We start from the raw sequence: 25,648 nt of genomic DNA on the forward strand, positions 1-25,648 counted from the left end.
TCGAATGGCGCGTCGGCAGCACCGTTACGTCGGATTTGTGGCCCTCGGCCTGGCGATGCTTTCGCCGGCCGGAGGCAACGCGCAGGATCCGGACGATCTCGCGCCGTACAAGATGCTGCGATCGTTGCAATTCGTGCAGGATTCCGTCGTCAGCGGCGATCATTCGGCCGGCGAGATGCAACGCTTCATGCTGGGCACGATCGACGAGCGGCTGCGCACTGTCGATCCTTCGACATTCGACGACGACCGCAACGTCGACGCAGCGCTGATCTACGCGATGAGCGGCGGCAATCCCCAGACACTCGAATATCTGATCGCCCACGACGTCAACGGCTATTTCGACAACCGCGTCACCGATGTGCTGCGCAAATATCTAAGCGGCAAGGGGCTGCTCGTCGCCAAGACACTGGAGGAGACGGCCAGAGAATATCGCGACAAGAAGATCGGCCCCTACCTTGCCCTGATCGGCGGCAACGTATTGATCGCGACGAAACCGACAGACGCGCTGGATCTCTACGACCAGGCGCGTCTTGCCGCTCCGGGTACGATCGTCGAGGAGGCGGCGTTGCGCCGCTCCGTCGCCATCTGCGTCGACAAGGGAATGCTCGACAGGGGAATGGCCTATTCGCAGCGCTATGTCAGACGCTTCCTGCATTCGCCCTATGCCAGCCAGTTCGCCGATCTTTTTGTCACGCTCGTCGTCGGCCACGATCACGACGTGAAACCGCAGGATGTCATCGACATCCTGTCCTTCATGGACGCCCCGCGCCAACGCGAGGTCTATCTGCGCATCGCCCGCGCTGCCGCGATATCAGGCAAGCCGGAGCTGGCGCGCATGGCGGTCGGTCGCGTGCAGTCGCTTGGCGCCGGCACCGACAATCCCTTCGGTTCGCTTGCAGATTTCTATGGCGGCATGGCCGGCCTTCCCACAGAGGATATCGATCAGGCGGCGAAGAATGTCAGCGGCATCGACGGCAACGCGCTTTCGCCGCGGGATCAGGCGCTGCAGGAGGCCGCGCGGTCCGTCGCCGACCAGATCCTGCGCGCTCCCGACCCGGCAAGCCTGACGCAAGCCTCGGATCCTAACACTGACCATCAAGAAATCACTTCTGAAAAGGCTGCGGCTATAGCCACGCAACCGGGAGCGCCAGGCGCGCTTCCCGAGCCTGTTCCGGGAGGTGTGGCATCGACTGGCCAAAGCCAGGATACCGACCCCTCATTCAACGCATTTGTGACGACCAATCGATCCAAGCTCGACGAGATCGACGGTCTTCTGGCGCAGGAAGGCAACGAACAATGATGGATATGAGCGTCTCGGGCGGAGCCCCCGGTGCGGAGTCCGCCGCGACTGCGAAATCTGCGCGACCGGCCGGAAAAGACGATGCCGCCGGCCAAAAGAACGGCTTCTCCGACGCGCTGGCCAAGGCAAGCGGCAGTGCTGCCAATGACGATGCCGACGATGCGCAGCCGAATCAGGGCGTGGCAGCCGATGGCAGCGCCGAGAAAGCGGCGCAGTCGATCCGCGGCCGCAACGGCGCAAAGCCGTTGATCGATCTTAGCGACGCCGCGCTGAAGGCACAGGCGGAGGCGCAGCCGGAAACGATCGTCAGTGCTGACAAGGCCGCGGCAAAGCCGGTAAAGGCCGAGATCAAAATGCCGACCGATCTCGGCCTCGGCAAGCTCGATCCGAAGGACAGTTCCGCAAACGGGGTCGCTCCGGCAGCCAAGGGCGGCAAACACACCAAGGCCGACGCGCTGGAAACCGATACGGATAAGGCCAGCGACGATGATGACGGCGGCATTTCCGATGTTCTGGGTCTGCTGAAGCAGGAGCCTGCCGACGGGACCGTGACTTTGCCGGCGGCCACCGCGCATCACGTCTCTGCAAACGTCGACGAGGCTGGAGCTGCCGACAAAAAAATCGATGGTATCGAAGCCAAGGCGGGCGGCCATGCGTCCGACGCTCTTGCCGCCGTCAGCGGCAACGTCGAGAGCGGCAAGGCGGATAATATCAAGGTTCCCGGATCGGAGGCTGCCGAAGCCGCCGATGGAAAGACATTCAGGATCAGCCGCGCCGATGGCCGCGGCGTCTCGATGGATGTCCACATCGGCACCGATCAGGTCGGTCCGAAAGATGGCTCGAAGAAGGCCGATGTCGAAAACGTTTCGGTGCTCGAATCGCGCCGCTATATCGGCCTGATGCAGAATTCGAATTCCGCTGCCGTTACCGCCGCTCTCTCCGGCGATTCCGAATGGGCGCGCGCCATGGAGCCGAGCTCGGCGCTCTCCAACGCGGCGGAATGGACGAGCACCGGCAGGGTGGTCAATACGTTGAAGATCCAGATGAACCCGCTCGATCTCGGTCTGGTGACGGCGACCATGCGCCTGTCCGGCGACGCCCTGAACGTCGACCTCAAGGTCGAAACCGGGGCCGCCTATCGTCAGATGAAGGAAGATCACGGCAAGATTCTCGAAGCTCTGCGCAGCCAGGGTTACGCGGTCGAAAACGTCACCATCAGCATGGCGCCGGTCGAGCGTTCCGACGCCGGCAACCAGGGCCAGGCCTCCCAGCAGCAGTCGCCTCCCCAGCAGGGGCAGGGCGGCGAGGCGCGCGAGCGCCACAATCAGACGGCACAGCGGACGGACGGAGGCTTCAATGGCGCAGGCGAGACTGGTATTGAAGACGCTCGTGCTGGCGGCAGCAGCGGTACTGGCGGCGTTTACCTCTGAGGCGACCGCCTCCACCGGCGCCTGCGAACGCGAGATCCAGTCGGCAGCGGCCAAATACGGCATCCCGGAAGGGATCCTCTATTCGGTCGGTCTGACGGAAACCGGCCGCAAGGGCTCGCTCTATCCCTATGCCATGAATGTCGAAGGCAAGGCGATCTTTCCGCCCTCGGAGCAGGACGCGATGCGACAGTTCGATGTCGCCCGCAACAGCGGCGCCAAGCTCATCGACATCGGCTGCATGCAGATCAACCATTACTTTCACGGCGAGAATTTCCGGTCCGCCGAGGAGATGTTCGACCCGCATCGCAACGTCGAGTATGCGGCAAAATTCCTCCGCAATCTGCATGACCGCCACGAGACATGGACGATGGCGGTAGCCAGATACCATGCCGGACCGAACAATAATCCGGCACAGAAGCAATATGTCTGCCGCGTCATCTCCAATCTCGTCGCCACGGGTTACGGCAAATGGACTCTCAATGCGAGTAACTTTTGCCGAAATTGATTCAACCAAAAATAGAATAGGCGTATTGTGACGAAACTGTGTCACAATGTGGCAGGAATCCGGCGTGAATCCCCCGCGCAAGTCATATTTAACCGACTGTTAACTTTTCCACGAAATTTTGGTGGGCATATTTAGGGCTACCCACTAGATATAGATCAAATCGCTACCCAGATCTTAATCAATTATTAGTTTCTGCCATTAACTTTAACGAGTTGTCGCCGATTCGTGCGATTCGTACCCATAGATCATCGAAGTGCCACACTGATTCGGAGGCGGACGAATGATCGTAGTGGTTGATGAGCGTGAGCTCGTGAAAGATGGATACACATCTCTGTTCGGTCGTGAGGGCATTCCCTCCACCGGCTTTGATCCAGCGGAATTCGGCGAGTGGGTACAAACCGCCGCCGATTCCGATATAGCTGCAGTCGAGGCCTTCTTGATCGGTCAAGGCCAGCGCAACTTCGAACTGCCCCGGGCGATCCGGGATCGGTCGATGGCGCCGGTGATTGCGGTCAGCGATCAGCACTCGCTCGAAAACACCCTTGCGCTGTTCGATTGCGGCGTCGACGACGTGGTGCGCAAACCGGTGCATCCCCGCGAAATCCTCGCAAGGGCGGCTGCGATCCGGCGCCGGCTGAAGGCGATCACCAACTATACCGAGATCGGCGGGATTCGCGTCTTCTCGGATGGCCGTGACCCCGAGATCAACGGCGAAGTCTTCGCACTTCCCCGGCGCGAGCGCCGCATCCTCGAATATTTGATCGCCAATCGCGGTCGCCGCGTCACCAAGACCCAGATCTTCAACGCCATCTACGGCATCTTCGATGAAGAGGTCGAGGAGAACGTCGTCGAAAGCCACATCTCGAAGCTGCGCAAGAAGCTGCGCAAAAAGCTCGGCGTCGATCCGGTCGATTCCAAGCGCTTCCTTGGTTACTGCATCGATTGGGCCTGATTTTCTCGGCCGGGCGGCGCCTGGCTGAACCGCATTATCCGGCCTCGCAGCTCGCATGACAGACAGCTTCACGCAAGGCCCGACAAATACTCTCGTGCATAACAGGTAAAGCGAGGTTTTCAGATGAGCATTTTCGGCAGCATGAAGACGGCAGTATCGGGGATGAACGCGCAGGCCAACCGCCTCAGCACCGTCGCCGACAACATCGCCAACGTTAACACGACCGGTTACAAGGCCGTGTCGACGAGCTTCTCGTCGCTGGTTCTGCCCTCCTCGGGCGGCAACTACAATTCCGGCGGCGTTCAGACCTCCGTCCGCCAAGCCGTCTCCGACCAGGGCGATATTTCCTACACCACGTCGAGCACCGACCTTGCAATCTCAGGCGACGGCTTCTTCATCGTCCAGGGTCCTGACGGCACCCCGGTTCTGACCCGCGCCGGCGACTTCACCAAGGACGACGAAGGCAATCTCGTCAACGCCGCCGGCTTCATGCTGATGGGTTATTCCTACGACTCCGGCTCTCCTGCTGTCGTCGTCAACGGCTTCGATGGCCTCGTTCCCGTCAACGTCAACCAGGATGGGTTGACCGCCATCGCCTCGACCTCAGGTATCTTCAAGGGCAACCTCGACTCCAATGCCAAGATCGCTCCGGTCGCTCCTGCGACGCTGCCGAGCGCCAACCTCGCCACGACGACGACCGACACCAAGAAGGTCTCGATGGTCGCCTATGACCGTCTCGGCAACAAGGTGATGTACGACTTCTACTTCACGAAAAAAACAGTTGTTACGCCGCCGCCGGCAACGCCCGCTACGGCTGCCACCTGGGAAGTGTCGATGTTCCGCAACGCCGATGCTGCGGTGGGCGGCACGACCTCCTTCCCCTACAGCACCGCCTCTGTCGGCACCGGAACGCTCAGCTTCGACGCCAACGGCAAGTTGACCGCGGGCGGCGCCGTTAACATCGTCGACCCAGTGACTGGTCAGACGATTGCCATGGACTTCTCCGCCTTCACACAGCTCGGTGCCGACTTCTCCGGCACCGGCACGCCGAACGGTCAGGCAGCGACCCCGGTCAAGGACGTCACGGTTGATGGCGACGGCATCGTCTACGCGAAATACGAAGACGGCAGCACCAAGCCGCTCTATCGTATTCCGCTGGCCAATGTCGCTAGCCCGGACAAGCTGACGCTGATGAGCGGCAACGTCTACAGCGCCAACGGCCAGTCGGGCGTCACCGTCACCGGCTTCCCGCAGACCAACGGTCTCGGCACGATCAAATCAGGCGCTCTCGAAGGTTCGAACGTCGACCTCGCCGGCGAGCTGACCGAGATGATCGAATCGCAGCGCAGCTATACCGCCAATTCCAAGGTGTTCCAGACGGGATCCGACATTATGGACGTTCTCGTCAACCTCAAGAGATAAGCAAGGTACCGGGTAAGCCATGTCGCTCACATCCGCACTTAATACCGCGCAGAACATATTCAACAATACGGGTACTCAGAGCAGTGTCGTATCGAACAATATCTCGAATGCGGGCAACAAAGATTACGTGCGCCGGCAGGCGATGCTCACCACGTCCTTGAATGGCGCACAGGTCGTCAAGATCGATCGGGCGCAGGAAGAGGCGCTGCTGCGCCAATACCTGAAGACATCCTCTCAGGACAGTGCCCAGCAGGCATTGCTCGGCGGTCTCGAGGACCTCAAGTCGATCGTGGGTGGCAACGACTACGAAACGTCACCATCCACCTATCTCGGTGTTTTCCAGCAGAAGCTTCAGGCCTTCCGCACGACGCCGGGCAGCACCGTCGCTGCTCAGGGCGCCATCACCGCCGCGCAGGACGTCGCCAACTCGCTGAACAATGCCTCGCAATCCGTTCAGAACGTCCGCGCCACCGCCGACAAGCAGATCGCCACCGACGTCGATAAACTGAATACGCTTCTCAACGTCTTCGAGAAGGCCAACAACGCGGTGAAGACCGCCACGGCCTCGGGTGCGGATGCATCCGGCGCGCTCGACGAGCGTGAGAAGGCTCTCAAGCAGATTTCGCAGATCGTCGGCGTCAACACGACGACGCGCGACAATAACGACATGGTGCTGAGCACCTCTGACGGGACGATCCTCTTCGAGACGATCCCGCGCAAGGTGACGTTCAAGTCTCAGGATGTCTATACCGCGACCATCACCGGCAATTCGGTCTATGTTGACGGTGTGGCACTTCCACGCGGCAGCGGATCGACGACGACGGGGCAGGGAAGCCTTCAGTCTCTCCTCCAGGTCCGCGACGAGATCGCCCCGAATTTCCAGAAGCAGCTCGACGAAGTCGCCCGCGGCCTGGTCTCGCTCTTCAAGGAGCAGAACACGGCAGCCGGCCCGGCCTATGTGCCCGGCCTCTTCACCTGGAGCGGCGGCACGGTCGATACCGGCGCCACCGCGGTTGCCGGCATGGCGGCGACCATCACAGTCAGCAGCCGCGTCATCACCTCGCAAGGCGGCGACCCGATGCGCTTGCGCGATGGCGGCGTCAACGCCACCGGCCTCGTCCTGAACACGTCAGGCGCCAGCGGTTATACGACGGAACTCGATCGTCTCTATACCGCATTGGGCTCCGACATCGATTTCGATCCGGCGGCGGGGACGCCTGTCGGGTTCGACGCCACGACAGGCATCGATTCAAACGTCAGCATCATGGAATTCGCCACAAATTCCCTCGGCTGGCTCGAACAGTACCGTAGCAATGCCACGACGGCAGCGGAAAACACCTCGGCGGCGCTGTCACGCTCTGACGAAGCCTATTCCAACGAGACGGGCGTCAACCTCGACGAGGAGCTGACGCTGCTCCTCGACATAGAGCAGTCCTACAAGGCGGCGACCAAGATCTTGAACGCCGTTGACGAAATGTTGAAGTCATTGCTGGATATTGCGAGTTAAGCCATGAAGAGCTCATTTATTTCAAGTTCGGCCATTCAGAATGCGATGCGGTTGACGATCCGTCAGGCGCAGAACCAGATGACGAAGGCGACGATGGAAGCGACGACCGGAGTCTATGCGGATATCGGTGTCTCGCTCGGCGGCAACGCCGCCAGGAGCGTGGACTTCAGCCGCGAGGTCGACAGGATAGACTCGATCAAATCAAGCAATTCGCTTGTCACCGCGCGCATGGAATCCTCGCAGCTCGGCCTTTCCAAGATGAAGGATGTCGGCGACGGCCTCGTTTCGAAGCTGACGGCGCTCCAGGGCAGCCATGATCCCGGTAGCATCACCGTCGCCATCCAGTCGGCGACCAGCGCCCTGTCCACAATGATGGACACGGCCAATACCATGGTAAACGGCGAATATCTGTTCTCGGGCATCAACACCGATGTGCAGCCGCTGACCGACAAGACGACCGCGACCAGTGCCGCCATCGTGACGGAGTTGAATACTTACGCCGCCGCTCTCGTCCCGCCGAAGGCGGTCAGTGCTCTCACCGGCGCCGAAATGAGCACCTTCATCACCACGAAGGTAGAGCCGATGTTCAGCCAGGCCGCCTGGACCGACCCGACGACCGGCTGGTCGCAGGCATCGAGCCAGAACATGACGAGCCGCATCAGCAACTCCGAGGTGATCGAATCCTCGACCAATGCCAATTCCGAGGGAATGCGTTACTTCGCGCTCGCCTCGGTGATGACCTCGGCGCTGTTGGGCCAGGGCCTCAGCAGCGATGCGATGAGCACGGTGTCCAAACAGGCGATCAGCTATACGACCAAGGCGACCAGCGGCCTCGTGACCCAGGCAAGCCAGCTCGGCCTTTCCCAGGAGCGCGTCAAGAAGTCCAACGACGCCCTCGACGCCCAGTCCAACATCATCAAGAACAAGCTCGTCGACCTCCAGGGCGTCGATCCCTATGAAGCCTCGACCCTCGTCAAGACTTTGGAAACGCAGCTTGAAACCGCTTACACGATCGTCTCGAAGATCCAGCAGTTGAGTCTTGTAAACTACCTTTGATGAGCAAAGGCGCGCAATAAAGAAGGATGCATGAATGTATCAGTTCTCATATGCCGAAGTCATGCAGGACTCGGTAGCCGACGCGAAAGAGCGGGAATGGCAGGTTCTTGACCGGTCCATAGACTTGCTGGCGGCGGCGCGCGAAAAGGAAAAATACGGCCGGGAAGCCATTGAAGCCCTGTTTTATACACGCCGGGTCTGGATCAGCTTCATCGAGGATCTCAAACATCCCGACAACCAGCTGGAGATCGGGCTCAGGGCCAACCTCATCTCGATCGCGATCTGGATATTGAAGGAATGCGACAGGATCAGAAAACGTCAGTCTAATAACTACCAGGGCATCATCGACGTTACCACCATCATCAGGGATGGACTTAAATGAAAAGTACACTTCGCATTTCTCTGAAAGCCGGAGAAAGAATCTTCATCAACGGCGCCGTCCTGCGCGTCGACCGCAAGGTCGCGCTGGAATTCCTGAATGATGTGACGTTCCTTCTCGAAAACCACGTCCTCCAGCCGGAGGGCGCCACGACGCCGCTGCGTCAGCTCTATTTCATCGCGCAGATGATCCTCATCAATCCAGAGGGCAAGGACCACTCGACGGCGTTGTTCCGCAAGTCGATCACCATGCTGCTCACCTGCTTCAAGAACGAAGAGATCCTCGCCGAACTGAAGCGCATCGATGCGCTCGTCTCGACTGGTCGCGCCTTCGATGCACTCAAGGCGATCCGCGGCCTCTACGCGATCGAAGACAATATCCTCAACAACCACGAAATGCCGCCGACGATGGTCGAGCAGATTCGCAGGGAGATTGCACCATGGCGGTAGATGCAACATCAAGCGTGGCCAACACGAGTTCGACGAGTACGACGAACACGGCCCAGCAGAAGGCGACGCTGAACTACGACAATTTCCTTCAACTGCTCATCGCGCAGATGAAGAACCAGGATCCGACCGATCCGGTCGACGCCAGCGAACAGATGTCGCAGCTGGCGAGCTTCTCGCAGGTCGAGCAGACGATCCAGACCAACACCAAGCTGGACACGCTGCTCGCCAGTTCGAGCCTCACCCAGGCCAGCAGCTACGTCGGCAAATACATGGAAAGCGCCGACGGCACCGTCAAAGGCACCATCGAATCCGTCAAGGTTTATTCCGACGGAATCATTGCGACGACCACGGATGGCGGTAATATACTTGTGCAGGCGGGAATCACCGTTGCCGACAAGGCGCCGACGACGTCGACCGATACCTGATACCCACGGCGCCGGTGCGCCGCATAGCTCGGGTGATACCAATCAATGGCGGTCCGGCCACGGCGGGGCTGCTTCAAGGCGATATGAGGTTGCCTTCGGATGAATGAAGCTGATGCATTGGATCTGTTCCAGGCGGCGATCTGGACCGTGTTGATTGCTGCCGGTCCCGCCGTCATCGCCGCGATGGTGGTAGGTCTCGTCATTGCCTTGATCCAGGCGCTGACCCAGGTGCAGGAAGCGACACTGACCTTCGTGCCGAAGATCGTCGCGGTGCTGATCACGGTCGGTGTCACCGCGCCGTTCGTCGGTTCGCAGATCTCGATTTTCACCAATCTGGTCTTCTCGCGCATCCAGTCCGGTTTCTGAGCCACCTTCGCGCAAGCTTCGCCATTTAACTCTCGATCCGAATTGGGCGGACCGCATGTCCGCCTCCTCTCATGAAGAGACGGAATCGTCATGGCGCAACCACCCGCACTCCCCCTTCCGAAAGTCGCCCCGAACCTGCGCGATGTCGGTTTTGCCCTCGGCATCATCGTTATCATCTGCATTCTCTTCCTGCCGATCCCGCCATTCCTGATCGACATGGGACTGGCCTTCTCGATCGCCCTCTCGGTGCTGATCCTGATGGTCGCGTTGTGGATCCAGAAACCGCTCGATTTCTCGTCTTTTCCGACCATTCTGCTGATCGCGACGATGACGCGACTGGCGTTGAACATCGCCACGACGCGCGTCATTCTTTCGCATGGTCATGAGGGCCACGATGCAGCGGGCGGTGTCATCGCGGGTTTCGCAAGCCTGGTGATGTCCGGTGACTTCGTCATCGGTCTGATCGTCTTCCTGATCCTCATCACCATCAACTTCATCGTCATCACCAAGGGCGCCACGCGTATCGCCGAAGTCGGCGCGCGTTTCACCCTGGATGCCATCCCCGGCAAGCAAATGTCGATCGACGCCGATCTCTCGGCCGGCATCATCGACGAGAGGGAAGCCCAGCGCCGGCGCAAGGAGCTCGAAGAGGAAAGCTCCTTCTTCGGTGCCATGGACGGTGCGTCGAAATTCGTGCGCGGCGATGCCGTCGCCGGCCTGATCATCACCTGCATCAACATCTTCGGCGGCATCATCATCGGCTATTTCCGCCACGGCATGCCGATCGGCGAAGCGGCCGACGTTTTCGTCAAGCTCTCCGTCGGCGACGGCCTCGTCGCACAGATGCCGGCTCTCATCGTCTCGCTCGCGGCCGGCCTTCTCGTCTCGCGCGGCGGCACCACCGGCTCCACCGACCAGGCGGTCGTCAATCAGCTGAGCGGTTATCCGCGTGCGCTTTCCGTCTCGGCGGTGCTGATGTTCATCCTGGCCCTGATGCCGGGCCTGCCGTTCGTCCCCTTCGTATCCCTCGGCGGTCTTCTGGCCTTCGGTGCCTGGTTCATCCCACGTCAGGTCGAGGCAGAGAACATGCTTCGCCGCGAGCAGGAAGAAAAAAAGGTCGTCCAGAGCAAGGAACTGGAAAAGGATTCGGTCAAGGCAGTGCTGCGCACCTCCGAAATCGAGCTCGCACTCGGCAAGATGGTCTCGACGCGCCTGCTCGGCGCCCACCAGGAACTGGCCTTCCGCGTCGGCAAGATGCGCAAGAAGTTCGCCACGCAATACGGCTTCGTCGTGCCCGAGATCAAGGTCACCGACGATATCGCCATCGCCGAGAAGTCCTACCAGATCCGCATCCACGGCACGACGGTCGCCTCCAACCTACTGCGCGTCGGCGAAGTCCTCGTCGTGACCGGCGCCGGCCGCCGGCCGAGCATTCCCGGCGACGAAATCCGCGAACCCGCTTTCGGCATGCCTGCCGTCTCGATCCTCGAAAACTTCGCCGACGATCTGAAACGCGAGGGCTTCCAGCCGATCGACAACGTCTCCGTCGTGTTGACCCATATGAGCGAGGTCATCCGCAACAACCTGCCGCAGCTTCTGTCCTACAAGGACGTCAAGGTGCTGATCGATCGGCTCGATCCCGAATACAAGAAGCTCGCCGACGAGATCTGCTCGTCGCACATGTCCTATTCGGGCCTGCAGGCGGTGCTCAAGCTGCTGCTTGCCGAACGTGTCTCGATCCGCAACCTGCATCTCATTCTCGAAGCGGTGGCCGAGCTCGCCCCGCATGTCAGGAAGACCGAGCAGATCGTCGAGCATGTCCGCATCCGCATGGCCCAGCAGCTTTGCGGCGACTTGGCCGACAACGGCGTGCTGCGCGTGCTGCGGCTGGGCAGCAAATGGGATCTCGCTTTCCACCAGGCGCTGAAGCGCGACGCCAAGGGCGAGGTGATCGAATTCGACATCGATCCGCGCAGCCTGGAGGAGTTCAGCGAGCAGGCCACCAAAGTTATCCGTGAGTTCATGGATCGCGGCCTGCCATTCGCACTTGTCACGTCGCCGGAAACACGCTCCTATGTGCGCATGATCATCGAGAGGCTGTTCGCCACGCTCCCGGTCCTGTCGCATGTCGAACTGGCCAAGGGCATCGAGATAAAGATTTTGGGCTCTATTTCATGATAACAGACCCGCAAGGGACCGTTCTCGCACTGTTTCTGGTTTTCTGCCGGATCGGTGGCTGTGTGCTGGCTCTTCCGGGTTTTTCCTCGGCGCGCGTGCCCGAACAGCTGCGCGTCTTCATTGCCGGGGCGCTGTCGATCGCCGTCATGCCGTTGCTCTGGGATACCGTCTATCCGGCCGTTCACACCGGTGCCGGAACCTATATCGGCCTGATCTTCAGCGAATCGCTGATCGGCGTGATGTATGGCATGCTGGCGAGGATCTACACGCTCGGCATGCAGTTCGCCGCGACGATCATCGCCATGATGGTCGGCTACACCCAGCCGGGTTCCGCCGACATCCTCGAAGACACGCCGGAGACCAGCCTTTCCGGCTTCATTACCTTTGCCGGCATGATGATTCTCTTCATTATGGATTTCCATCACATCGTCTTCCGCGCGCTGATCGATTCCTACACGACCATGCCCTTCGGCGGCTTGATGCAGATGCGCGCGACGCTGATCTCCTTTACCGACACGCTGGAGCAGACCACCTACATCATGCTGCGGCTGTCGAGCCCGTTTTTGATCTACGGCCTGATCTTCAACGTCTCGATCGGTTTCATCAACAAGCTGGCGCCGCAGATCCCGGTCTACTTCATCTCCACGCCCTATCTGCTGATGGGCGGGCTCTTCCTGATCTATTTCTCGATTGCGGCGATGGTCAGCCAGTTCGGCCAGTCCTTCGGCTCGATCTATATCGGGCGATGAGGCTGATATGATCGAAAAGAAGCGCTCCCAGAAGCTCAAGCGGCTGCTCTCGGTGCAGCGGCATATCGAAAGAATGGCCGAGAACGACCTGGCCGAAACCAGCCGCCAGCGTGTCGAGGTCAATGTGGCGATGGACGACGTCATCCTCGCGCTCGGCTCGATGGACCCCGTCCACCACGCCTTCTCGCAGAATTACGCCGACCGATTCGGCAGGCTCACCATCAAGGACCAGCAGCTGACCGGCATGCAGCAGATCCACGAGATGCGGCTGACGCGCGAGCGCGCCAAGGGCGACCGCCTCGAAGAGGGCATGCAGGAAGCCCTCGAGGCCGAGCGCCGCGAGGCAGATGACAACGCCGTCTACGATGTCATCGATCAGCAATTCGCAACGCCAGCCTCCAGCAAGCTTCAAAAACCATAGTCGTTACGATCTTAAATTCAGAGGATTGTAACGTGGCTATTTCGCCCCCCAGTGATCTGGTCCTGGACGTTGTCAAAGCTGCCGACCCCATGGAGCTTCAGGCAGCCCAGGAAAAGTTGAAGGCAAATCGTGCGGCCTTTGCCGCAACGAGCCTCGCCGAGAATGGCAAGGGCTTCTCCAATACGGTCGACGTTCTCGATCAAGTCGGCCACAAGAGTGGCCTCAACAACATTCAGAACCGCACCAAGGCCGAGGAAGCTCCGGAAAGCTACCGGAAGTTCGAGGCCATGGTCCTGCAGAATTTCGTCAAGTCCATGCTGCCGAGCGAAAGCGAAGACGTCTACGGCAAGGGTGCGACCGGCGATATCTGGAAAGGCATGATGGCCGAACAGCTCGGCAACGTCATGGCCAAGGGAGACGGCATCGGCATTGCCAAGCAGATGTACAGCGAGCAGCTGCGCCGGCAGGAAGGTAAGATCGTCAATGCCTCCACCGACGACGATGACCGCAACACCGCGCTCAGCATGATCGACGACTTCCAGCGTAAGACCTTTGGCACGCCGACGGCCGAAGCCAAGACCGATAGAACAGGATGATTTTAGGCCCGTTGGCCTGAAATCTGAATCCTGTTCTCAATTAAAGAGTTAGAGCGTGATGCCGTCCGAAAACCGCGCACACTTTTCGGCATCATGCTCTAAGCGACGCATAACCGAGGGTACAATGGAAATAGTTTCGAACGAATACAGGATCAAATCCGTTCTCGGACGCCTCGAAATGATCATCGATAATGAGAACACCCGGATCGGCAACGATCCGCAGTTCGATCTCAAGGTCTCCAATGCGCATAAGAGCCGCTGCCTCTACGAGCTGTCGATGCTTTTCCGCGACACCGATCCGGCCGAGCTTGCCGCTGCCCATCTCGATCAGTTGCACGGCTTGAAGAAGAAACTGGTTCTCAATGCCCGTCGCGTCGAGGCGCATCTCGAAGCGGTTCGCGCCGTCGCCGACCTCCTGAAGAACGCGGTTCAGGACGCCGATGCCGACGGCACCTATTCCCAGGAACAATTCGCCGCGCGTGGAAACTGATGATCAAGCTCGTCCTCACCGGTGTCTGGGTTTGCGCCATCACCTTGGCATCGGTCTATTTCTCGGTGTACCTGGCGACCGCGCCGGCGCCCGCAGCAACGGATTCCAAGCAGAGCGCTCTTGAACTGGTGAAGGGCGAAACGATCACGGTGCCGATCATTGGCAACGGTGCGATCACCGGTTACTTCCTCGGCCGCGTTTCGTTCATGATGAACAAGGACATGTTGAAAGGCGTAACGTTGCCGCTGAGCGAGATGACGACGGACGAGCTTTTCAGTTTGCTCGTCGGCAACAAGATGGTCGATATCGCCCACATCAAATCCTTCGATCCGAAGGCCTTCCGCGAGGAGATCAAGAAGGGCATGAACGAGCGCCTCGGCGGCGAATACGTCGCCGACGTGATGCTGGAGCAGCTCGATTATCTCTCCAAGGAAGAGGTCAAGGAAAGCTCCGCCGGTCAGCCGAAGAAGGTGGGCAAACCCGTCAAGATCGTTGAGACCGCACCGGCCGCCGAAGCACCGGCGCCAGCTGCCCACTAAACATCATCTGATCATCGACGACAAACGGCGCCCGAGGGCGCCGTTTGTCGTTGGCGCGCGTGGTTAATAATCCACTTATGCGAGCATGGAAATTCAAGGAATTTTCCTAAGGGTTGTTTGAAACCGTCCTGTTATATCAGGTGTCACAGCTTGGCATGCGCCGCTTATCCGAGATCGGAGCGACGCCGTCCCGGCGGGACGCGACCGGTCCTTTCGAGACCTCCGGTGCGGAAATATAGGCTTGTTTTCCGGGATGTCGGGCGCATGCAGCACCCTCGGCAGGAGGTAGGAATGAATCTGATTGCAAACTTCGCGGTGCTCGCATCGCGGCGGACGATCTTCGATCTGCCGGTCTGCGATCTCGGCTGGGACGATGCCCTCGTTTTCATCAACGAGCTGGCCTCTATTCCCGTCGGCCAGACCGTGGTTTGCTTCGTCAACGCCCACAACATGCTGACCGCGCTGCGCGACGACGAGTATTACCGGATCATGTCGCACAATCTGGTGCTGCCTGATGGTATCGGCCTCAACATCGCATCGCAGATCGCGCATGGTTCGCCGTTTCCCGCCAATCTGAACGGCACCGATTTCGTGCCGGCCTTCCTCACCTTCATGGAGGCCCCGCGCCGCATCGGCCTCATCGGCGGTGAGCGTTCGGTCGTCGAGGCAGCGACGGAAAATTTCCGCAGGCACACGCCCTGGCACGAATTCGTCGTCGTTTCCGACGGTTACTTCGACAAGGTCGATCCCACAGATGTCATCGAGGAACTCGAGCGCCAGAAGGTCGATATCCTGATCGTCGGTATGGGGACGCCGCTGCAGGAAAAATGGGTTCACGATCATATTCGCGCCGATCATGCACGCCTGGTGCTGACGGTGGGCGCTCTCTTCGACTTTGTCTCCGGCGCCGTCCCACGCGCGCCGAGGACGGTGCGGATGATGCGCCTGGAATGGGCCTATCGCCTGCTGCAGGAGCCGACGCGCCTCTGGCGCCGTTACATCATCGGCATCCCGGTGTTTCTCTTCCATGTCCTGCGCTACCGCTTCCGCCGGCGCGAAAGGATCCTCAGCCATCCGGAAGAGCACGGCAGCGCGCTGCAGCCGCGGTCGGATCATAAGAAGGCGAGCTGACCTTATAGCGCCGCGCGTCTAACAAGACGCGCGGCTTAGCAATTCTTGCCCGCTGCGGTTAACCATTTCTTTGCCATGAATATTTAGAGTGGCTTAATCATCTGTATCCGTGCGGATGAGCGAACTCGGCCATCATGTGCATGAGATGTGGCGCAAATGTACGATATCAGGGCCAGAAACAACTTCCAGGATCGCGTAGCCGCAGGGCCGCGCCACGATGACGATTCCTACGGGGCACCCCGGTCGAGCCAGCCTGATATCGCGCCGCCCGAGGCCGAATTGCTGCGCGCCATCGGCCGGGTGCTGGAGGAGCAGCGCGCCAGAGCGGCGCGCACCGCACCCCTGGTCGACCGCATCGAAACCATCCTCGGCAACCGCCTCCGGGCCGCCAACGACGTCGGCCATCCGCTTCTTCAGCAGCCGGCGGGCGACGAAGAGCTGAGCGTTCCGGCCGACGAGCCGATGATCTCACCCGAACCGCTGGCCGCGGTCCGTGAAGAACCCGCCGAGCCCCGGCCGGTCGCACCGCGCCGCCGCGTGGGCGGCATTGGTCTTGCGATGATGGTCGCGGCTGCGACGATCGTCGGCGCGGGCCTGCCGGCGCTGATGCCGGCTTCGCCGGCCCTCTACCGCGCCGAAGCGACGCTTGCGGTGAAGAGCGATGCCGCAAGCCGCGCTGCCTTCACCCAGGCCGCGGCGAAAGGGTTGCTGTCGGCGCGCATGGTTGCTTCGACGGTGGCTGCCCTGAAACTCGATCATGATCCCGAATTTGCTGGCGCCAGTGCCAATGCGCTGGGCGTCGCGCTCGATCTCCTCTCGGCGACCGGCGCTGCTGCCGATCCGGCCTCGCGCGCCGAGGCGACGCTGAAACATGCGGTCGAGATACTGCCCGATGCCGCCGCCGGCGCCATCCTCGTCAGGGTGACGACCGGTGATAGCGGCAAATCTATGCGCATCGCCGCAAAGCTTGCCGAAGCGGTGTCCGCAGCAGACGGACCCGGCGGCAACGTCGAGACCGATACCGCCTTGCGCAAAACCTATGACGAGATCAAGGCGGAGCTTGCCGCCTTCACGGCGAAGAGCGGCGAGGGCAACGTCAAGGTGGCGTTCGATCTTCGCCGCCAGATCGACCAGCTCGATGCCGATCTAAAAGCGGCCGACCAGAACATCCTTGCCGCCAAGGCGCAGACCGACCGGCTCAAGGCCGCAAAACTTGCCGAAGTGCTCGACGGTTCGCTCCCCTCCGATATGCTTTCGCCGGCGCTGCAGGACTGGCGTGACAAATATGCCGTCGCCAAAACGACGCTTGCGCAGCTTTCGGCCGAGCTCGGCCCGCGCCATCCGCGCCTCTTGCAGCAGCAGGCCGAAACCGACGGCCTGAAGGAGAATATGGGCAAGGAGCTGACCCGTCTTGCCCAGACTGCCAACCTCGCCGCCAAAGCCGCCGTCGATGCGCGCAAGGGCCTGAACGATCGCCGCAACACGCTGATCGCCCAGAGCCAGGACACCGGCGTCGATTTGTCACGCCTGACCGAGCTCAGCGAAAAGGCGAATGCCGCCCGCTCGCGCCTCGAAGAGGCGACGTCCACAGCGGTGGAAACGGCCGCCGACGGTCGTATCGTTCTCCTGAAGCCAGCATTGGCAACCGCAGTATCGGGAAGCGATGGCCTGACCGGCCGCTCGCTGGCCGGTGCCGCAGCGGGCCTTGCGATAGGCCTTGCCGCGGCTTTCCTGCTCCGGCTGCGGAGGCCCGTCGCCGATCCCGCAAGGGAAAAAATGCCAGTACTTCGGCCGCAGGCCGCACTGCCGTCGATGCCCGCGCAGGCCCCCGCACCGGTCGACGAGATGGAGCTGCTGCGCTCCGAGATCTCCGGCCTGCGCGACCGGCTTCGTGTTCATGCGCTCGAAGCGCGGCAGCCGCTGCGCTGAAAACATTTCCTTGCAAGCTTGCTATTGCCTTGCCGCTTTCGGACAGGATAGGGCGTTAGCGGGCAATTGACGCTCGCCGAATATCCATAGATTGACGCGAAACAGGGCGGAGAGACGCGTGACGACAGTAATCGACGGAAAGAACGTAGCTGCATCGGTCATTCAGACGGTCAAGAGTGCGACGGCGGCGCTGGAAAAGAGCAGCGGCGTCACCACCGGTCTTGCGGTTGTCATCGTTGGCGACGATCCGGCAAGCCACGCCTATGTCGGCTCCAAGGGCCGCATGGCCAAGGAGTGCGGCTTCAAGTCCGTTCAGCACACGCTGCCGGCCGAGACGAAGCAGGAGGATCTGGCAGCCCTCGTCGCCAGCCTCAACGCCGATCCGTCGATCCACGGCATTCTGGTGCAGCTGCCCCTGCCGAAGCCGCTCGACAGCGAGGCGATCATCCAGTCGATCCTGCCGGAAAAGGATGTCGACGGTCTGAGTGTCGTCAATGCCGGCAAGCTCGCCACCGGCGATCTGAAGACTGGACTGGTCTCCTGCACCCCGGCCGGCGCCATGGTCTTCGTCCGTCGCACCCATGGCGAGGATCTCTCCGGCCTCAACGCCGTCGTCATCGGTCGCTCCAACCTGTTCGGCAAGCCGATGGCGCAATTGCTGCTCAACGCCAATGCGACGGTGACGATCGCTCATTCCAGGACCAAGAATCTCGCCGAGGTCTGCCGCAACGCCGATATCCTGGTGGCCGCCGTCGGCCGGCCGGAGATGGTCAGGGCCGATTGGGTCAAGCCCGGTGCGACGGTCATCGACGTCGGCATCAATCGGGTGGCAGCCCCCGAAAGAGGCGAGGGCAAGACCCGGCTCGTCGGTGACGTCGCCTTCGAGGAGGTTTCGGGGGTCGCCAGCACCATAACCCCGGTTCCCGGCGGCGTCGGGCCGATGACCATTGCCATGCTGATGGCCAATACGGTCATTGCCGCCCATCGCACCGCAGGGCAGACACCGCCGCAGTTTTGATTAGAGCATGATGCCGAAAAGTGTGAGCGGTTTTCGGACGACATCCTGTTCTAGGCCTGGGGAACAGGACCGGTCGAGGCCCTGACGATCAGCTCGGTCTTCCAGAGCTCCTGGTCGGGGAAGGGGCCCGCCTGCTTTACCGTGCCGATCAGCCGCTGCGCGATGCGAACGCCCGCCGCCCGCAGTGAAGAGCGCGTCGTCGTCAGCGGCACGGAAAAGCTTTCCGGTTTCAGCAGCGGCAGTACGTCGTCATGGGCGATCAGCGAGATATCCTCGCCGAGCCGCAATCCGGCCTGGTTGACCGCGCGGATCGCGCCGAGCGCCAGCACCGTGCTGGAGCAGAGGATCGCCGTCGGTCGCTCCGGCAATTGCAGGAAGTGTTCCATTGCCAGCAGGCCTTGTTCGTCCGTCATCAGCGCGTGGCTCATGCAACCCTCCTCGAGCGCAAGCCCGCGCTCGGCAAGGGCGGCGACGACACCGTTCTTCCTGCGGATGGCGAAATCGAGATGCATCGGTCCGTTCATCAGCGCAAAGCGCGTATGGCCGAGCTGCAGCAAGAGCCGCGTCGCGTCGTAGAAGGCGCCTTCATTGTCGATGTCGAGATAGGGATAGTCCGGCTCCGAACCGAAGGACCGGCCGTGCACGACATAGGGCATCGAGAGCGATTTCAACATGGCGAGCCGTGGATCGTGGCCGCGCATATAGGCGACGAACAGGGCATCGACATTGCCGCTGATCGCAAGGCGGCGCAGCGCCGCCACCTCGTCATCCGGGTCGGCCGGCATGATCACGAAGTGGAAGTCGTGGCGCACGGCCTCTTCGCCCAGCCCTGCCAGGAATTCGCCGAAATGCACGTCGGACTGGTGGCCGGGCGCCGTCGGCATGACGAGGCCGATCGAGCCTGCCTTGCCGGTCGCAAGCCGTTGCGCCGCCTTGTTCGGGCGGTACCCGGTTTCCTTGACAGCCTGAAGCACGCGCTCCCGGGTCGCCTCGTTGACCTCGGGATAGCCGTTGAGCGCTCGGCTCACCGTCGTCTGAGACAGCCCCAGCAATTCCGATAGCTGTTTGAGATTCACCTGCTATGCTTCCTCCCGGCCCGCCCGTCAGCCGTCTTGAAAAGGCCTGCCGCCTCCCAGTGGCATCCAAAGCGCTTTCAATTATGTATCATCTGGCGCGCTTGACTCAAGAAAAATCGCTCCATATTTCCCGATAGGTGCTGTTGCGCCGCGATATGCCCCGATATCTGGCGTGTTTGCAGCGGGTTTTCGCGAATTAACTTGACTTCATTCCGCCGAAAGTGGAATGAGTTGGGTGTCAAAGCGCTTTGAAATTTCTTTATTGAGGGAATTCGGCGCGGTTGGGATTGTGATGGGAGGTTGATCACATGAAAAAGTCATTTTTGATGGGCGTTGCCGTGGCAGCGCTTTTTGCCGGTGCTGCGTCCGCGGCCGATTTGAAATTTGCCCCGGGACAGGATTCCAAGTTCAACTGGAAGAGCTATGACGAGTTCAAGGCTGCGCATGCCGATCTGAAGGGTCAGCCGCTGACGATCTTCGGGCCGTGGCGCGGCGAGGACGAGGCGTTCTTCATGAGCGTGCTTGCCTATTTCACCGAAGCCACTGGCATCGATGCCAAATACTCGTCTTCCGAAAACTACGAACAGCAGATCGTTATCGACACGCAGGCGGGCTCGCCGCCGAACATTGCCGTTCTGCCGCAGCCCGGCCTCCTGGCCGATCTCGCCAGCAAGGGCTTCCTGACGCCGCTCGGCGATGACAACTCCAAGTGGATCAAGGACAATTACGGCGCCGGCGACAGCTGGGTCGGTTACGGTACCTACAAGGGCAAGGACGGCAAGGAAGCCTTCTACGCCTTCCCGTATAAGGCCGACGTAAAATCGCTGGTCTGGTACGTGCCGGAGAATTTCGAGGAAGCCGGTTACAAGATCCCGACGACCATGGAAGAACTGCATGCCCTGACCGACCAAATCGTCAAGGACGGCGGCGTTCCCTGGTGCATCGGACTCGGTTCCGGCGGCGCCACCGGCTGGCCGGCGACCGACTGGGTCGAGGACATCATGCTGCGCATGCAGCCGCCGGAAGCCTACGACAAGTGGACGACCAACGAGCTGAAGTTCACCGATCCGGCGGTCGTTGCCGCGATCGACGAGTTTGGCAAGTTCGCCAAGAACGCGAAATACGTCGATGGCGGCGTCGCAGCCGTGGCCTCGACCGATTTCCGCGACAGCCCGAAGGGCCTCTTCGCGGTTCCGCCGAAGTGCTACATGCACCATCAGGCCTCGTTCATCCCGTCCTTCTTCCCTGAAGGCACGAAGCTCGGTCAGGATGCCGACTTCTTCTACATGCCGACCTTTGCGTCGCATCCCGAACTCGGCAAGCCGGTTCTCGGCGCCGGCACGCTCGTCTCGATCGCCAAGGACTCGAAGACGGCCCGCGCCTTCATCGACTTCCTGAAGACCCCGATCGCCCATGAGGTCTGGATGGCGCAGTCGAGCTTCCTGACGCCGTATAAGGGCGTCAGCACCGAGGCCTATGCCAACCCGCAGATGAAGAAGGAAGGCGATATCCTGACCTCGGCCACCACCTTCCGCTTCGACGGTTCCGACCTGATGCCGGGCAAGATCGGCGCCGGCGCCTTCTGGACGGGCATGGTCGATTTCGTCGGCGGCAAGTCCGCTGAAGAGGCCGCTGGCGAAATCCAGAGCGCCTGGGACGGCATCAAGTAATCTTTCAAAATTATGCCGCCGGCTTGCCGGCGGTATGGGCTTGCATGACTGGCCGGGCTCGCAAAGAGCCCGGCCATCGCAGGATATATTGTGATTGGGCTATACAAATAGATTGACGGTGACCGGCGTTGACCCGTCAGAATAAAAGCCGGTCGGAATAAGATCAGGGGAAGCAGGGGAGGGACGAAATGCTGTCGCAGATAGTGTCCGCTTTGGGCGTCGTGGTCGGAGCCGTTATCGCATGCTCGGCCTATTTCTATTTTTCGAACAAGATCCTGGATCTCGCTCTGCCGGTGAAGGATGGTGACATCCGCGCCGCATCGCGCAATCTCAACCGGCGTGCCCTCGTCCGGCCGTGGTTGTTCATCGGCCCGGCGCTCTTCCTGCTCGTCGTCTATCTCGTCTATCCCGTCGTTGCGACCTTCATCCTCTCCTTCTACGACCGTGCCGGCCTGCAGTTCGTCGGCCTCGCCAACTACAAATGGGCGCTCGGCGACCGCGAATTCCGCCAGTCGATCTTCAACAACATCCTCTGGCTCGCCGTCGTGCCGGCCGCCTGCACCTTCTTCGGCCTCGTCATCGCCGTGATGACCGATCGCATCTGGTGGGGCAATATCGCCAAGAGCATCGTCTTCATGCCGATGGCGATCTCCTTCGTCGGCGCCTCGGTCATCTGGAAATTCATCTATGAATATCGCGGCGGCAACGACGTCCAGATCGGCCTGCTGAACGCTATCGTGCAGACCTTCGGTGGCACGCCGGAGGTGTGGATCTCCATTCCCTTCTGGAACAACTTCTTCTTGATGATCATTCTGATCTGGATCCAGACCGGTTTCGCCATGGTCATCCTGTCGGCCGCCCTTCGCGGCATCCCCGAGGAGACGATCGAAGCCGCCGTGATCGACGGCGCCAATGGCTGGCAGATCTTCTGGCGCATCATGGTGCCGCAGGTCTGGGGTTCCATCGCCGTCGTCTGGACGACTATCACCATCCTCGTCCTCAAGGTCTTCGACATTGTGCTGACCATGACCAACGGCCAGTGGCAGACGATGGTGCTGGCGAACCTGATGTTCGACTGGATGTTCCGCGGCGGCGGCGATTCCGGCCGAAGTGCGGTCATCGCCATCATCATCATGCTCGCCGTCACGCCGATCATGGTCTGGAACGTGCGCCGCGCCAATCGCGAATTGAAGGGGCACTGAGATGACCGCTATCGGAAGCTACTTCAAGATCGGCCCCGCCCGGCTCTTCGTTCACGCAGCCGTTCTGTTGATCGTCATCATCTGGCTGATCCCGACGCTCGGCATCTTCGTCAGCGCGCTGCGCGACAAGGACCAGATCGTCGTCTCCGGCTGGTGGACGGCCTTCGTCGGCTCGACGCAGACGGCCGCGGTCCGCCTTGGTACACCCGACCAGCAAAAGCAGGAGGGTGCCAGCTACGTCATCTCGGGCAATGTGCTGGAAGGCCAGACCGGCCGCGCGGTGAAGGCCTTCGGCAACCGCATACAGCAGCCGGCCGCCTTCAAGGCCGGTGAGACCGCCGATCTCGGCGACGGTGAAACCCTGCAGATCAACAGCGACGGCAGCTATCGCTATGTGAAGAACGCCGCCTTTTCGCCCGACCAACGCCCGAAGCGCATCTATGCATCCGTCTCGGCGCCGCCGGAATTCACGATGCAGAACTACAACACGGTTCTGACCGGCGAGGGCATCGGCCAATCCTTCATCAACTCGCTGACCGTGACGATCCCGGCGACGATCATCCCGATCCTGATTGCCGCTTTCGCCGCCTATGCCCTGAGCTGGATGGAGTTTCCCGGCCGCGGGCTGATGATTGCGCTCGTCGTCGGCCTCATCGTCGTGCCGCTGCAGATGTCGCTGATCCCGCTGTTGCGCCTCTATAACGAGATCGGCAACCTGCTCGGCCAGCCGTCGAAGACCTATCCCGGCATCTGGCTGGCTCATACCGCTTTCGGCATGCCGCTCGCCATCTATCTCTTGCGGGCCTATATCGCCGGCCTGCCGAAGGAGATCATCGAATCCGCCCGCGTCGACGGCGCGAGCGATTTCGAGATCTTCGTCCGCATCGTTTTGCCTCTGTCCTTCCCGGCACTCGCCTCCTTCGCCATCTTCCAGTTCCTGTGGGTGTGGAACGACCTGCTCGTCGCCATGGTCTTCCTCGGCACCGACAAGGACCACATCGTGCTGACCGGCAGCCTGAACGCGCTGCTCGGCTCGCGCGGCGGCAATTGGGAGATTTTGACGGCGTCAGCCTTCGTCACCATCATCGTGCCGCTGCTCGTCTTCTTCGGGCTTCAGCGTTACCTGGTGCGCGGTCTGCTGGCGGGTTCGGTCAAGGGAGGCTGATCATTCCAAACGTGACTTCAAACAGGATATTCCATGAACGTGGCTTCCCAATCGATCTCGACCCCTGACAAAGACTGGTGGCGCGGCGCGGTGATCTACCAGATCTACCCGCGCTCCTACCAGGATTCGAACGGTGACGGCATCGGCGACCTGAAGGGCATCACCGCTCGCCTGCCGCATGTGGCAAGCCTTGGCGTCGATGCGATCTGGATCTCGCCCTTCTTCACCTCGCCGATGCGTGATTTCGGTTATGACGTTTCCGACTACGAGAATGTCGATTCGATCTTCGGCACGCTGGTGGATTTCGACACGATGATCGCCGAGGCTCATCGCCTCGGCATCCGCGTGATGATCGACCTCGTCATCTCCCATAGCTCGGATCAGCATCCCTGGTTCGCGCAGAGCCGCTCCAGCAAGACCAACGCCAAGGCCGACTGGTATGTCTGGGCCGACGCCAAGCCGGACGGTACGCCGCCGAACAACTGGCTGTCGATCTTCGGCGGCTCGGCATGGGCGTGGGATCCGACGCGCATGCAATATTACCTGCACAATTTCCTGACCTCGCAGCCGGACATGAACCTGCATAATCCTGAGGTGCAGGACCGTCTGCTCGACGTCGTGCGCTTCTGGCTCAATCGCGGCGTCGACGGCTTCCGCCTCGACACCATCAATTTCTATTTCCATGACACGCAGCTGCGCGACAATCCGGCGCTTGCCCCCGAGCGCCGCAACGCTTCGACGGCGCCGGCGGTCAATCCCTATAATTTTCAGGAGCATCTCTACGACAAGAACCGCCCGGAGAACCTTGCCTTCCTGAAGCGCTTCCGCGCCGTTCTCGAGGAATTCCCGGCAATCGCCGCCGTCGGCGAAGTCGGCGACAGCCAGCGCGGCCTTGAAATCGTCGGCGAATACACCTCCGGCAATGACAAGATGCACATGTGCTATGCCTTTGAGTTCCTGGCGCCCGATCCGCTGACGCCGGAGCGCGTCGAGGAGGTGATGCAGGATTTCGAAGCCGCGGCACCGGATGGCTGGGCCTGCTGGGCTTTTTCCAATCACGACGTCATGCGCCATGTCAGCCGCTGGGGCGGGCTGGTCGCCGATCACGACGCCTTTGCCAAGCTTTATGCCTCGTTGCTGATGACGCTACGCGGCTCCGTCTGCCTCTATCAGGGCGAGGAGCTGGCGCTGACCGAGGCCGATCTCGCCTATCAGGATCTGCAGGACCCCTATGGCATCCAGTTCTGGCCGGAATTCAAGGGCCGCGATGGCTGCCGCACGCCGATGGTCTGGGACAGCCAGGTCGCCCAGGGCGGCTTCTCGACGGTCAAGCCCTGGCTGCCGGTGCCGGTCGAGCATATCCTGCGTGCCGTCAGCGTCCAGCTGGGCGACGAGGCTTCCGTGTTGGAGCACTATCGCCGCTTCATCGCTTTCCGCAAGCTGCATCCGGCTTTTGCCAAGGGCGAGATCGAATTCGAGGAACAACAGGGCGATAGCTTGGTCTTCACCCGTGAATACGGCAACGAGAAGCTGCTTTGCATCTTCAACATGAGCCCGGCCGAGGCCGCCGTCATTCTGCCTGCGGGAGAATGGCAGGCATTGACGGGCCACGGCTTTACCAGCAACAACTATGGCGACAAGATCGATATTCCGGCCTGGGGGGCGTATTTCGCCCGTCTTGCCTAAGGAACAT

At 60.9% G+C, this 25,648-nt stretch carries 25 protein-coding genes; 24 read left to right on the plus strand and 1 reads right to left on the minus strand.

All coding sequences use genetic code 11. The features are described from left to right. Positions 1 to 4 precede the first annotated feature (4 nt). The 20 genes from motC (at position 5) to folD (ending at position 18,842) form a co-directional block, all read left to right on the plus strand. Complete coding sequence (gene motC, locus AC245Y_RS01860; RefSeq protein ID WP_012756072.1) at positions 5 to 1,300, plus strand: chemotaxis protein MotC; 1,296 nt, start codon at positions 5 to 7, stop codon at positions 1,298 to 1,300. After that, positions 1,297 to 2,730 (plus strand): flagellar hook-length control protein FliK, encoded by a 1,434-nt coding sequence (gene fliK / locus AC245Y_RS01865; RefSeq protein WP_017992945.1) that lies wholly within the window; start codon positions 1,297 to 1,299, stop codon positions 2,728 to 2,730. Before motC ends, fliK begins: the two co-directional genes overlap by 4 nt. Next, positions 2,678 to 3,235, plus strand: a complete 558-nt coding sequence (locus AC245Y_RS01870; protein WP_012756074.1) for a transglycosylase SLT domain-containing protein — start codon at positions 2,678 to 2,680, stop codon at positions 3,233 to 3,235. Before fliK ends, AC245Y_RS01870 begins: the two co-directional genes overlap by 53 nt. 280 nt (positions 3,236 to 3,515) lie before the next feature. Beyond that, the gene (gene rem, locus AC245Y_RS01875; RefSeq protein WP_003545558.1) at positions 3,516 to 4,187 is read left to right on the plus strand and encodes a transcriptional activator Rem; all 672 of its coding nucleotides are present in this window, start codon (positions 3,516 to 3,518) and stop codon (positions 4,185 to 4,187) included. A gap of 123 nt (positions 4,188 to 4,310) precedes the next feature. Beyond that, a complete protein-coding gene (locus tag AC245Y_RS01880) occupies positions 4,311 to 5,609 on the plus strand; it encodes a flagellar hook protein FlgE (RefSeq protein ID WP_012756075.1) in 1,299 nt (432 codons plus the stop codon). A gap of 19 nt (positions 5,610 to 5,628) precedes the next feature. Further along, the gene (flgK, locus tag AC245Y_RS01885) at positions 5,629 to 7,116 is read left to right on the plus strand and encodes a flagellar hook-associated protein FlgK (RefSeq protein WP_017992947.1); all 1,488 of its coding nucleotides are present in this window, start codon (positions 5,629 to 5,631) and stop codon (positions 7,114 to 7,116) included. 3 nt (positions 7,117 to 7,119) lie between these two features. After that, positions 7,120 to 8,172: a flagellar hook-associated family protein gene (locus AC245Y_RS01890; RefSeq protein WP_012756077.1), complete on the plus strand. Its 1,053-nt coding sequence runs from the start codon at positions 7,120 to 7,122 to the stop codon at positions 8,170 to 8,172. 34 nt (positions 8,173 to 8,206) lie between these two features. After that, positions 8,207 to 8,554: a flagellar biosynthesis regulator FlaF gene (flaF, locus tag AC245Y_RS01895; protein ID WP_003556569.1), complete on the plus strand. Its 348-nt coding sequence runs from the start codon at positions 8,207 to 8,209 to the stop codon at positions 8,552 to 8,554. After that, positions 8,551 to 9,000 (plus strand): flagellar biosynthesis repressor FlbT, encoded by a 450-nt coding sequence (gene flbT, locus AC245Y_RS01900; RefSeq protein ID WP_012756078.1) that lies wholly within the window; start codon positions 8,551 to 8,553, stop codon positions 8,998 to 9,000. The genes flaF and flbT overlap by 4 nt, the downstream gene beginning before the upstream one ends. Beyond that, a complete protein-coding gene (gene flgD / locus AC245Y_RS01905; protein ID WP_012756079.1) occupies positions 8,991 to 9,425 on the plus strand; it encodes a flagellar hook assembly protein FlgD in 435 nt (144 codons plus the stop codon). The genes flbT and flgD overlap by 10 nt, the downstream gene beginning before the upstream one ends. A gap of 99 nt (positions 9,426 to 9,524) precedes the next feature. Next, entirely contained in the window at positions 9,525 to 9,791 is a 267-nt protein-coding gene (gene fliQ / locus AC245Y_RS01910) for a flagellar biosynthesis protein FliQ (protein WP_009992823.1), read from the plus strand. 90 nt (positions 9,792 to 9,881) lie between these two features. Then, the gene (flhA, locus tag AC245Y_RS01915; protein WP_012756080.1) at positions 9,882 to 11,969 is read left to right on the plus strand and encodes a flagellar biosynthesis protein FlhA; all 2,088 of its coding nucleotides are present in this window, start codon (positions 9,882 to 9,884) and stop codon (positions 11,967 to 11,969) included. Next, a complete protein-coding gene (gene fliR / locus AC245Y_RS01920; protein ID WP_017992948.1) occupies positions 11,966 to 12,718 on the plus strand; it encodes a flagellar biosynthetic protein FliR in 753 nt (250 codons plus the stop codon). The genes flhA and fliR overlap by 4 nt, the downstream gene beginning before the upstream one ends. A gap of 7 nt (positions 12,719 to 12,725) precedes the next feature. Continuing rightward, a complete protein-coding gene (locus tag AC245Y_RS01925) occupies positions 12,726 to 13,139 on the plus strand; it encodes a hypothetical protein (protein WP_017992949.1) in 414 nt (137 codons plus the stop codon). A 32-nt stretch (positions 13,140 to 13,171) separates the two neighbouring features. Continuing rightward, positions 13,172 to 13,735: a rod-binding protein gene (locus AC245Y_RS01930; RefSeq protein ID WP_012756083.1), complete on the plus strand. Its 564-nt coding sequence runs from the start codon at positions 13,172 to 13,174 to the stop codon at positions 13,733 to 13,735. A gap of 124 nt (positions 13,736 to 13,859) precedes the next feature. Further along, the gene (locus AC245Y_RS01935) at positions 13,860 to 14,225 is read left to right on the plus strand and encodes a hypothetical protein (RefSeq protein WP_003556590.1); all 366 of its coding nucleotides are present in this window, start codon (positions 13,860 to 13,862) and stop codon (positions 14,223 to 14,225) included. After that, positions 14,225 to 14,764 (plus strand): hypothetical protein, encoded by a 540-nt coding sequence (locus AC245Y_RS01940; RefSeq protein WP_012756085.1) that lies wholly within the window; start codon positions 14,225 to 14,227, stop codon positions 14,762 to 14,764. The genes AC245Y_RS01935 and AC245Y_RS01940 overlap by 1 nt, the downstream gene beginning before the upstream one ends. A 291-nt stretch (positions 14,765 to 15,055) precedes the next feature. Further along, the gene (locus AC245Y_RS01945) at positions 15,056 to 15,895 is read left to right on the plus strand and encodes a WecB/TagA/CpsF family glycosyltransferase (protein WP_026157251.1); all 840 of its coding nucleotides are present in this window, start codon (positions 15,056 to 15,058) and stop codon (positions 15,893 to 15,895) included. Between the two features lie 156 nt (positions 15,896 to 16,051). Further along, complete coding sequence (locus tag AC245Y_RS01950) at positions 16,052 to 17,824, plus strand: GumC domain-containing protein (protein ID WP_017992952.1); 1,773 nt, start codon at positions 16,052 to 16,054, stop codon at positions 17,822 to 17,824. A 118-nt stretch (positions 17,825 to 17,942) separates the two neighbouring features. Next, a complete protein-coding gene (gene folD / locus AC245Y_RS01955) occupies positions 17,943 to 18,842 on the plus strand; it encodes a bifunctional methylenetetrahydrofolate dehydrogenase/methenyltetrahydrofolate cyclohydrolase FolD (RefSeq protein WP_017992953.1) in 900 nt (299 codons plus the stop codon). A gap of 50 nt (positions 18,843 to 18,892) precedes the next feature. Here the strand turns inward: folD and AC245Y_RS01960 are convergent, their stop codons facing one another. After that, positions 18,893 to 19,918, minus strand: coding sequence for a LacI family DNA-binding transcriptional regulator (locus AC245Y_RS01960; RefSeq protein ID WP_012756089.1), 1,026 nt, complete (start codon positions 19,916 to 19,918; stop codon positions 18,893 to 18,895). A gap of 308 nt (positions 19,919 to 20,226) precedes the next feature. On the opposite strand from AC245Y_RS01960, the gene AC245Y_RS01965 reads away from it, so the two are divergent. From AC245Y_RS01965 to bglA, 4 genes are all read left to right on the plus strand, one after another. Continuing rightward, complete coding sequence (locus tag AC245Y_RS01965; RefSeq protein WP_012756090.1) at positions 20,227 to 21,588, plus strand: ABC transporter substrate-binding protein; 1,362 nt, start codon at positions 20,227 to 20,229, stop codon at positions 21,586 to 21,588. A 188-nt stretch (positions 21,589 to 21,776) separates the two neighbouring features. Further along, the gene (locus AC245Y_RS01970) at positions 21,777 to 22,790 is read left to right on the plus strand and encodes a carbohydrate ABC transporter permease (RefSeq protein WP_003545587.1); all 1,014 of its coding nucleotides are present in this window, start codon (positions 21,777 to 21,779) and stop codon (positions 22,788 to 22,790) included. A 1-nt stretch (position 22,791) separates the two neighbouring features. Beyond that, the gene (locus AC245Y_RS01975; protein ID WP_017992954.1) at positions 22,792 to 23,955 is read left to right on the plus strand and encodes a carbohydrate ABC transporter permease; all 1,164 of its coding nucleotides are present in this window, start codon (positions 22,792 to 22,794) and stop codon (positions 23,953 to 23,955) included. Positions 23,956 to 23,988: 33 nt separating this feature from the next. Continuing rightward, entirely contained in the window at positions 23,989 to 25,641 is a 1,653-nt protein-coding gene (gene bglA, locus AC245Y_RS01980; protein ID WP_017992955.1) for a beta-galactosidase BglA, read from the plus strand. Positions 25,642 to 25,648 lie beyond the last annotated feature (7 nt).

It is taken from the genome of Rhizobium sp. SRDI943 (genome assembly GCF_057653695.1).

Coding starts and splice junctions, on each gene's coding strand:
- motC (WP_012756072.1), top strand. CDS start 5: ATGGCGCGTCGGCAGCACCGTTACGTCGGATTTGTGGCCCTCGGCCTG.
- fliK (WP_017992945.1), top strand. CDS start 1,297: ATGATGGATATGAGCGTCTCGGGCGGAGCCCCCGGTGCGGAGTCCGCC.
- rem (WP_003545558.1), top strand. CDS start 3,516: ATGATCGTAGTGGTTGATGAGCGTGAGCTCGTGAAAGATGGATACACA.
- AC245Y_RS01880 (WP_012756075.1), top strand. CDS start 4,311: ATGAGCATTTTCGGCAGCATGAAGACGGCAGTATCGGGGATGAACGCG.
- flgK (WP_017992947.1), top strand. CDS start 5,629: ATGTCGCTCACATCCGCACTTAATACCGCGCAGAACATATTCAACAAT.
- AC245Y_RS01890 (WP_012756077.1), top strand. CDS start 7,120: ATGAAGAGCTCATTTATTTCAAGTTCGGCCATTCAGAATGCGATGCGG.
- flaF (WP_003556569.1), top strand. CDS start 8,207: ATGTATCAGTTCTCATATGCCGAAGTCATGCAGGACTCGGTAGCCGAC.
- flbT (WP_012756078.1), top strand. CDS start 8,551: ATGAAAAGTACACTTCGCATTTCTCTGAAAGCCGGAGAAAGAATCTTC.
- flgD (WP_012756079.1), top strand. CDS start 8,991: ATGGCGGTAGATGCAACATCAAGCGTGGCCAACACGAGTTCGACGAGT.
- fliQ (WP_009992823.1), top strand. CDS start 9,525: ATGAATGAAGCTGATGCATTGGATCTGTTCCAGGCGGCGATCTGGACC.
- flhA (WP_012756080.1), top strand. CDS start 9,882: ATGGCGCAACCACCCGCACTCCCCCTTCCGAAAGTCGCCCCGAACCTG.
- fliR (WP_017992948.1), top strand. CDS start 11,966: ATGATAACAGACCCGCAAGGGACCGTTCTCGCACTGTTTCTGGTTTTC.
- AC245Y_RS01925 (WP_017992949.1), top strand. CDS start 12,726: ATGATCGAAAAGAAGCGCTCCCAGAAGCTCAAGCGGCTGCTCTCGGTG.
- AC245Y_RS01935 (WP_003556590.1), top strand. CDS start 13,860: ATGGAAATAGTTTCGAACGAATACAGGATCAAATCCGTTCTCGGACGC.
- AC245Y_RS01940 (WP_012756085.1), top strand. CDS start 14,225: ATGATCAAGCTCGTCCTCACCGGTGTCTGGGTTTGCGCCATCACCTTG.
- AC245Y_RS01945 (WP_026157251.1), top strand. CDS start 15,056: ATGAATCTGATTGCAAACTTCGCGGTGCTCGCATCGCGGCGGACGATC.
- AC245Y_RS01950 (WP_017992952.1), top strand. CDS start 16,052: ATGTACGATATCAGGGCCAGAAACAACTTCCAGGATCGCGTAGCCGCA.
- AC245Y_RS01965 (WP_012756090.1), top strand. CDS start 20,227: ATGAAAAAGTCATTTTTGATGGGCGTTGCCGTGGCAGCGCTTTTTGCC.
- AC245Y_RS01970 (WP_003545587.1), top strand. CDS start 21,777: ATGCTGTCGCAGATAGTGTCCGCTTTGGGCGTCGTGGTCGGAGCCGTT.
- AC245Y_RS01975 (WP_017992954.1), top strand. CDS start 22,792: ATGACCGCTATCGGAAGCTACTTCAAGATCGGCCCCGCCCGGCTCTTC.
- bglA (WP_017992955.1), top strand. CDS start 23,989: ATGAACGTGGCTTCCCAATCGATCTCGACCCCTGACAAAGACTGGTGG.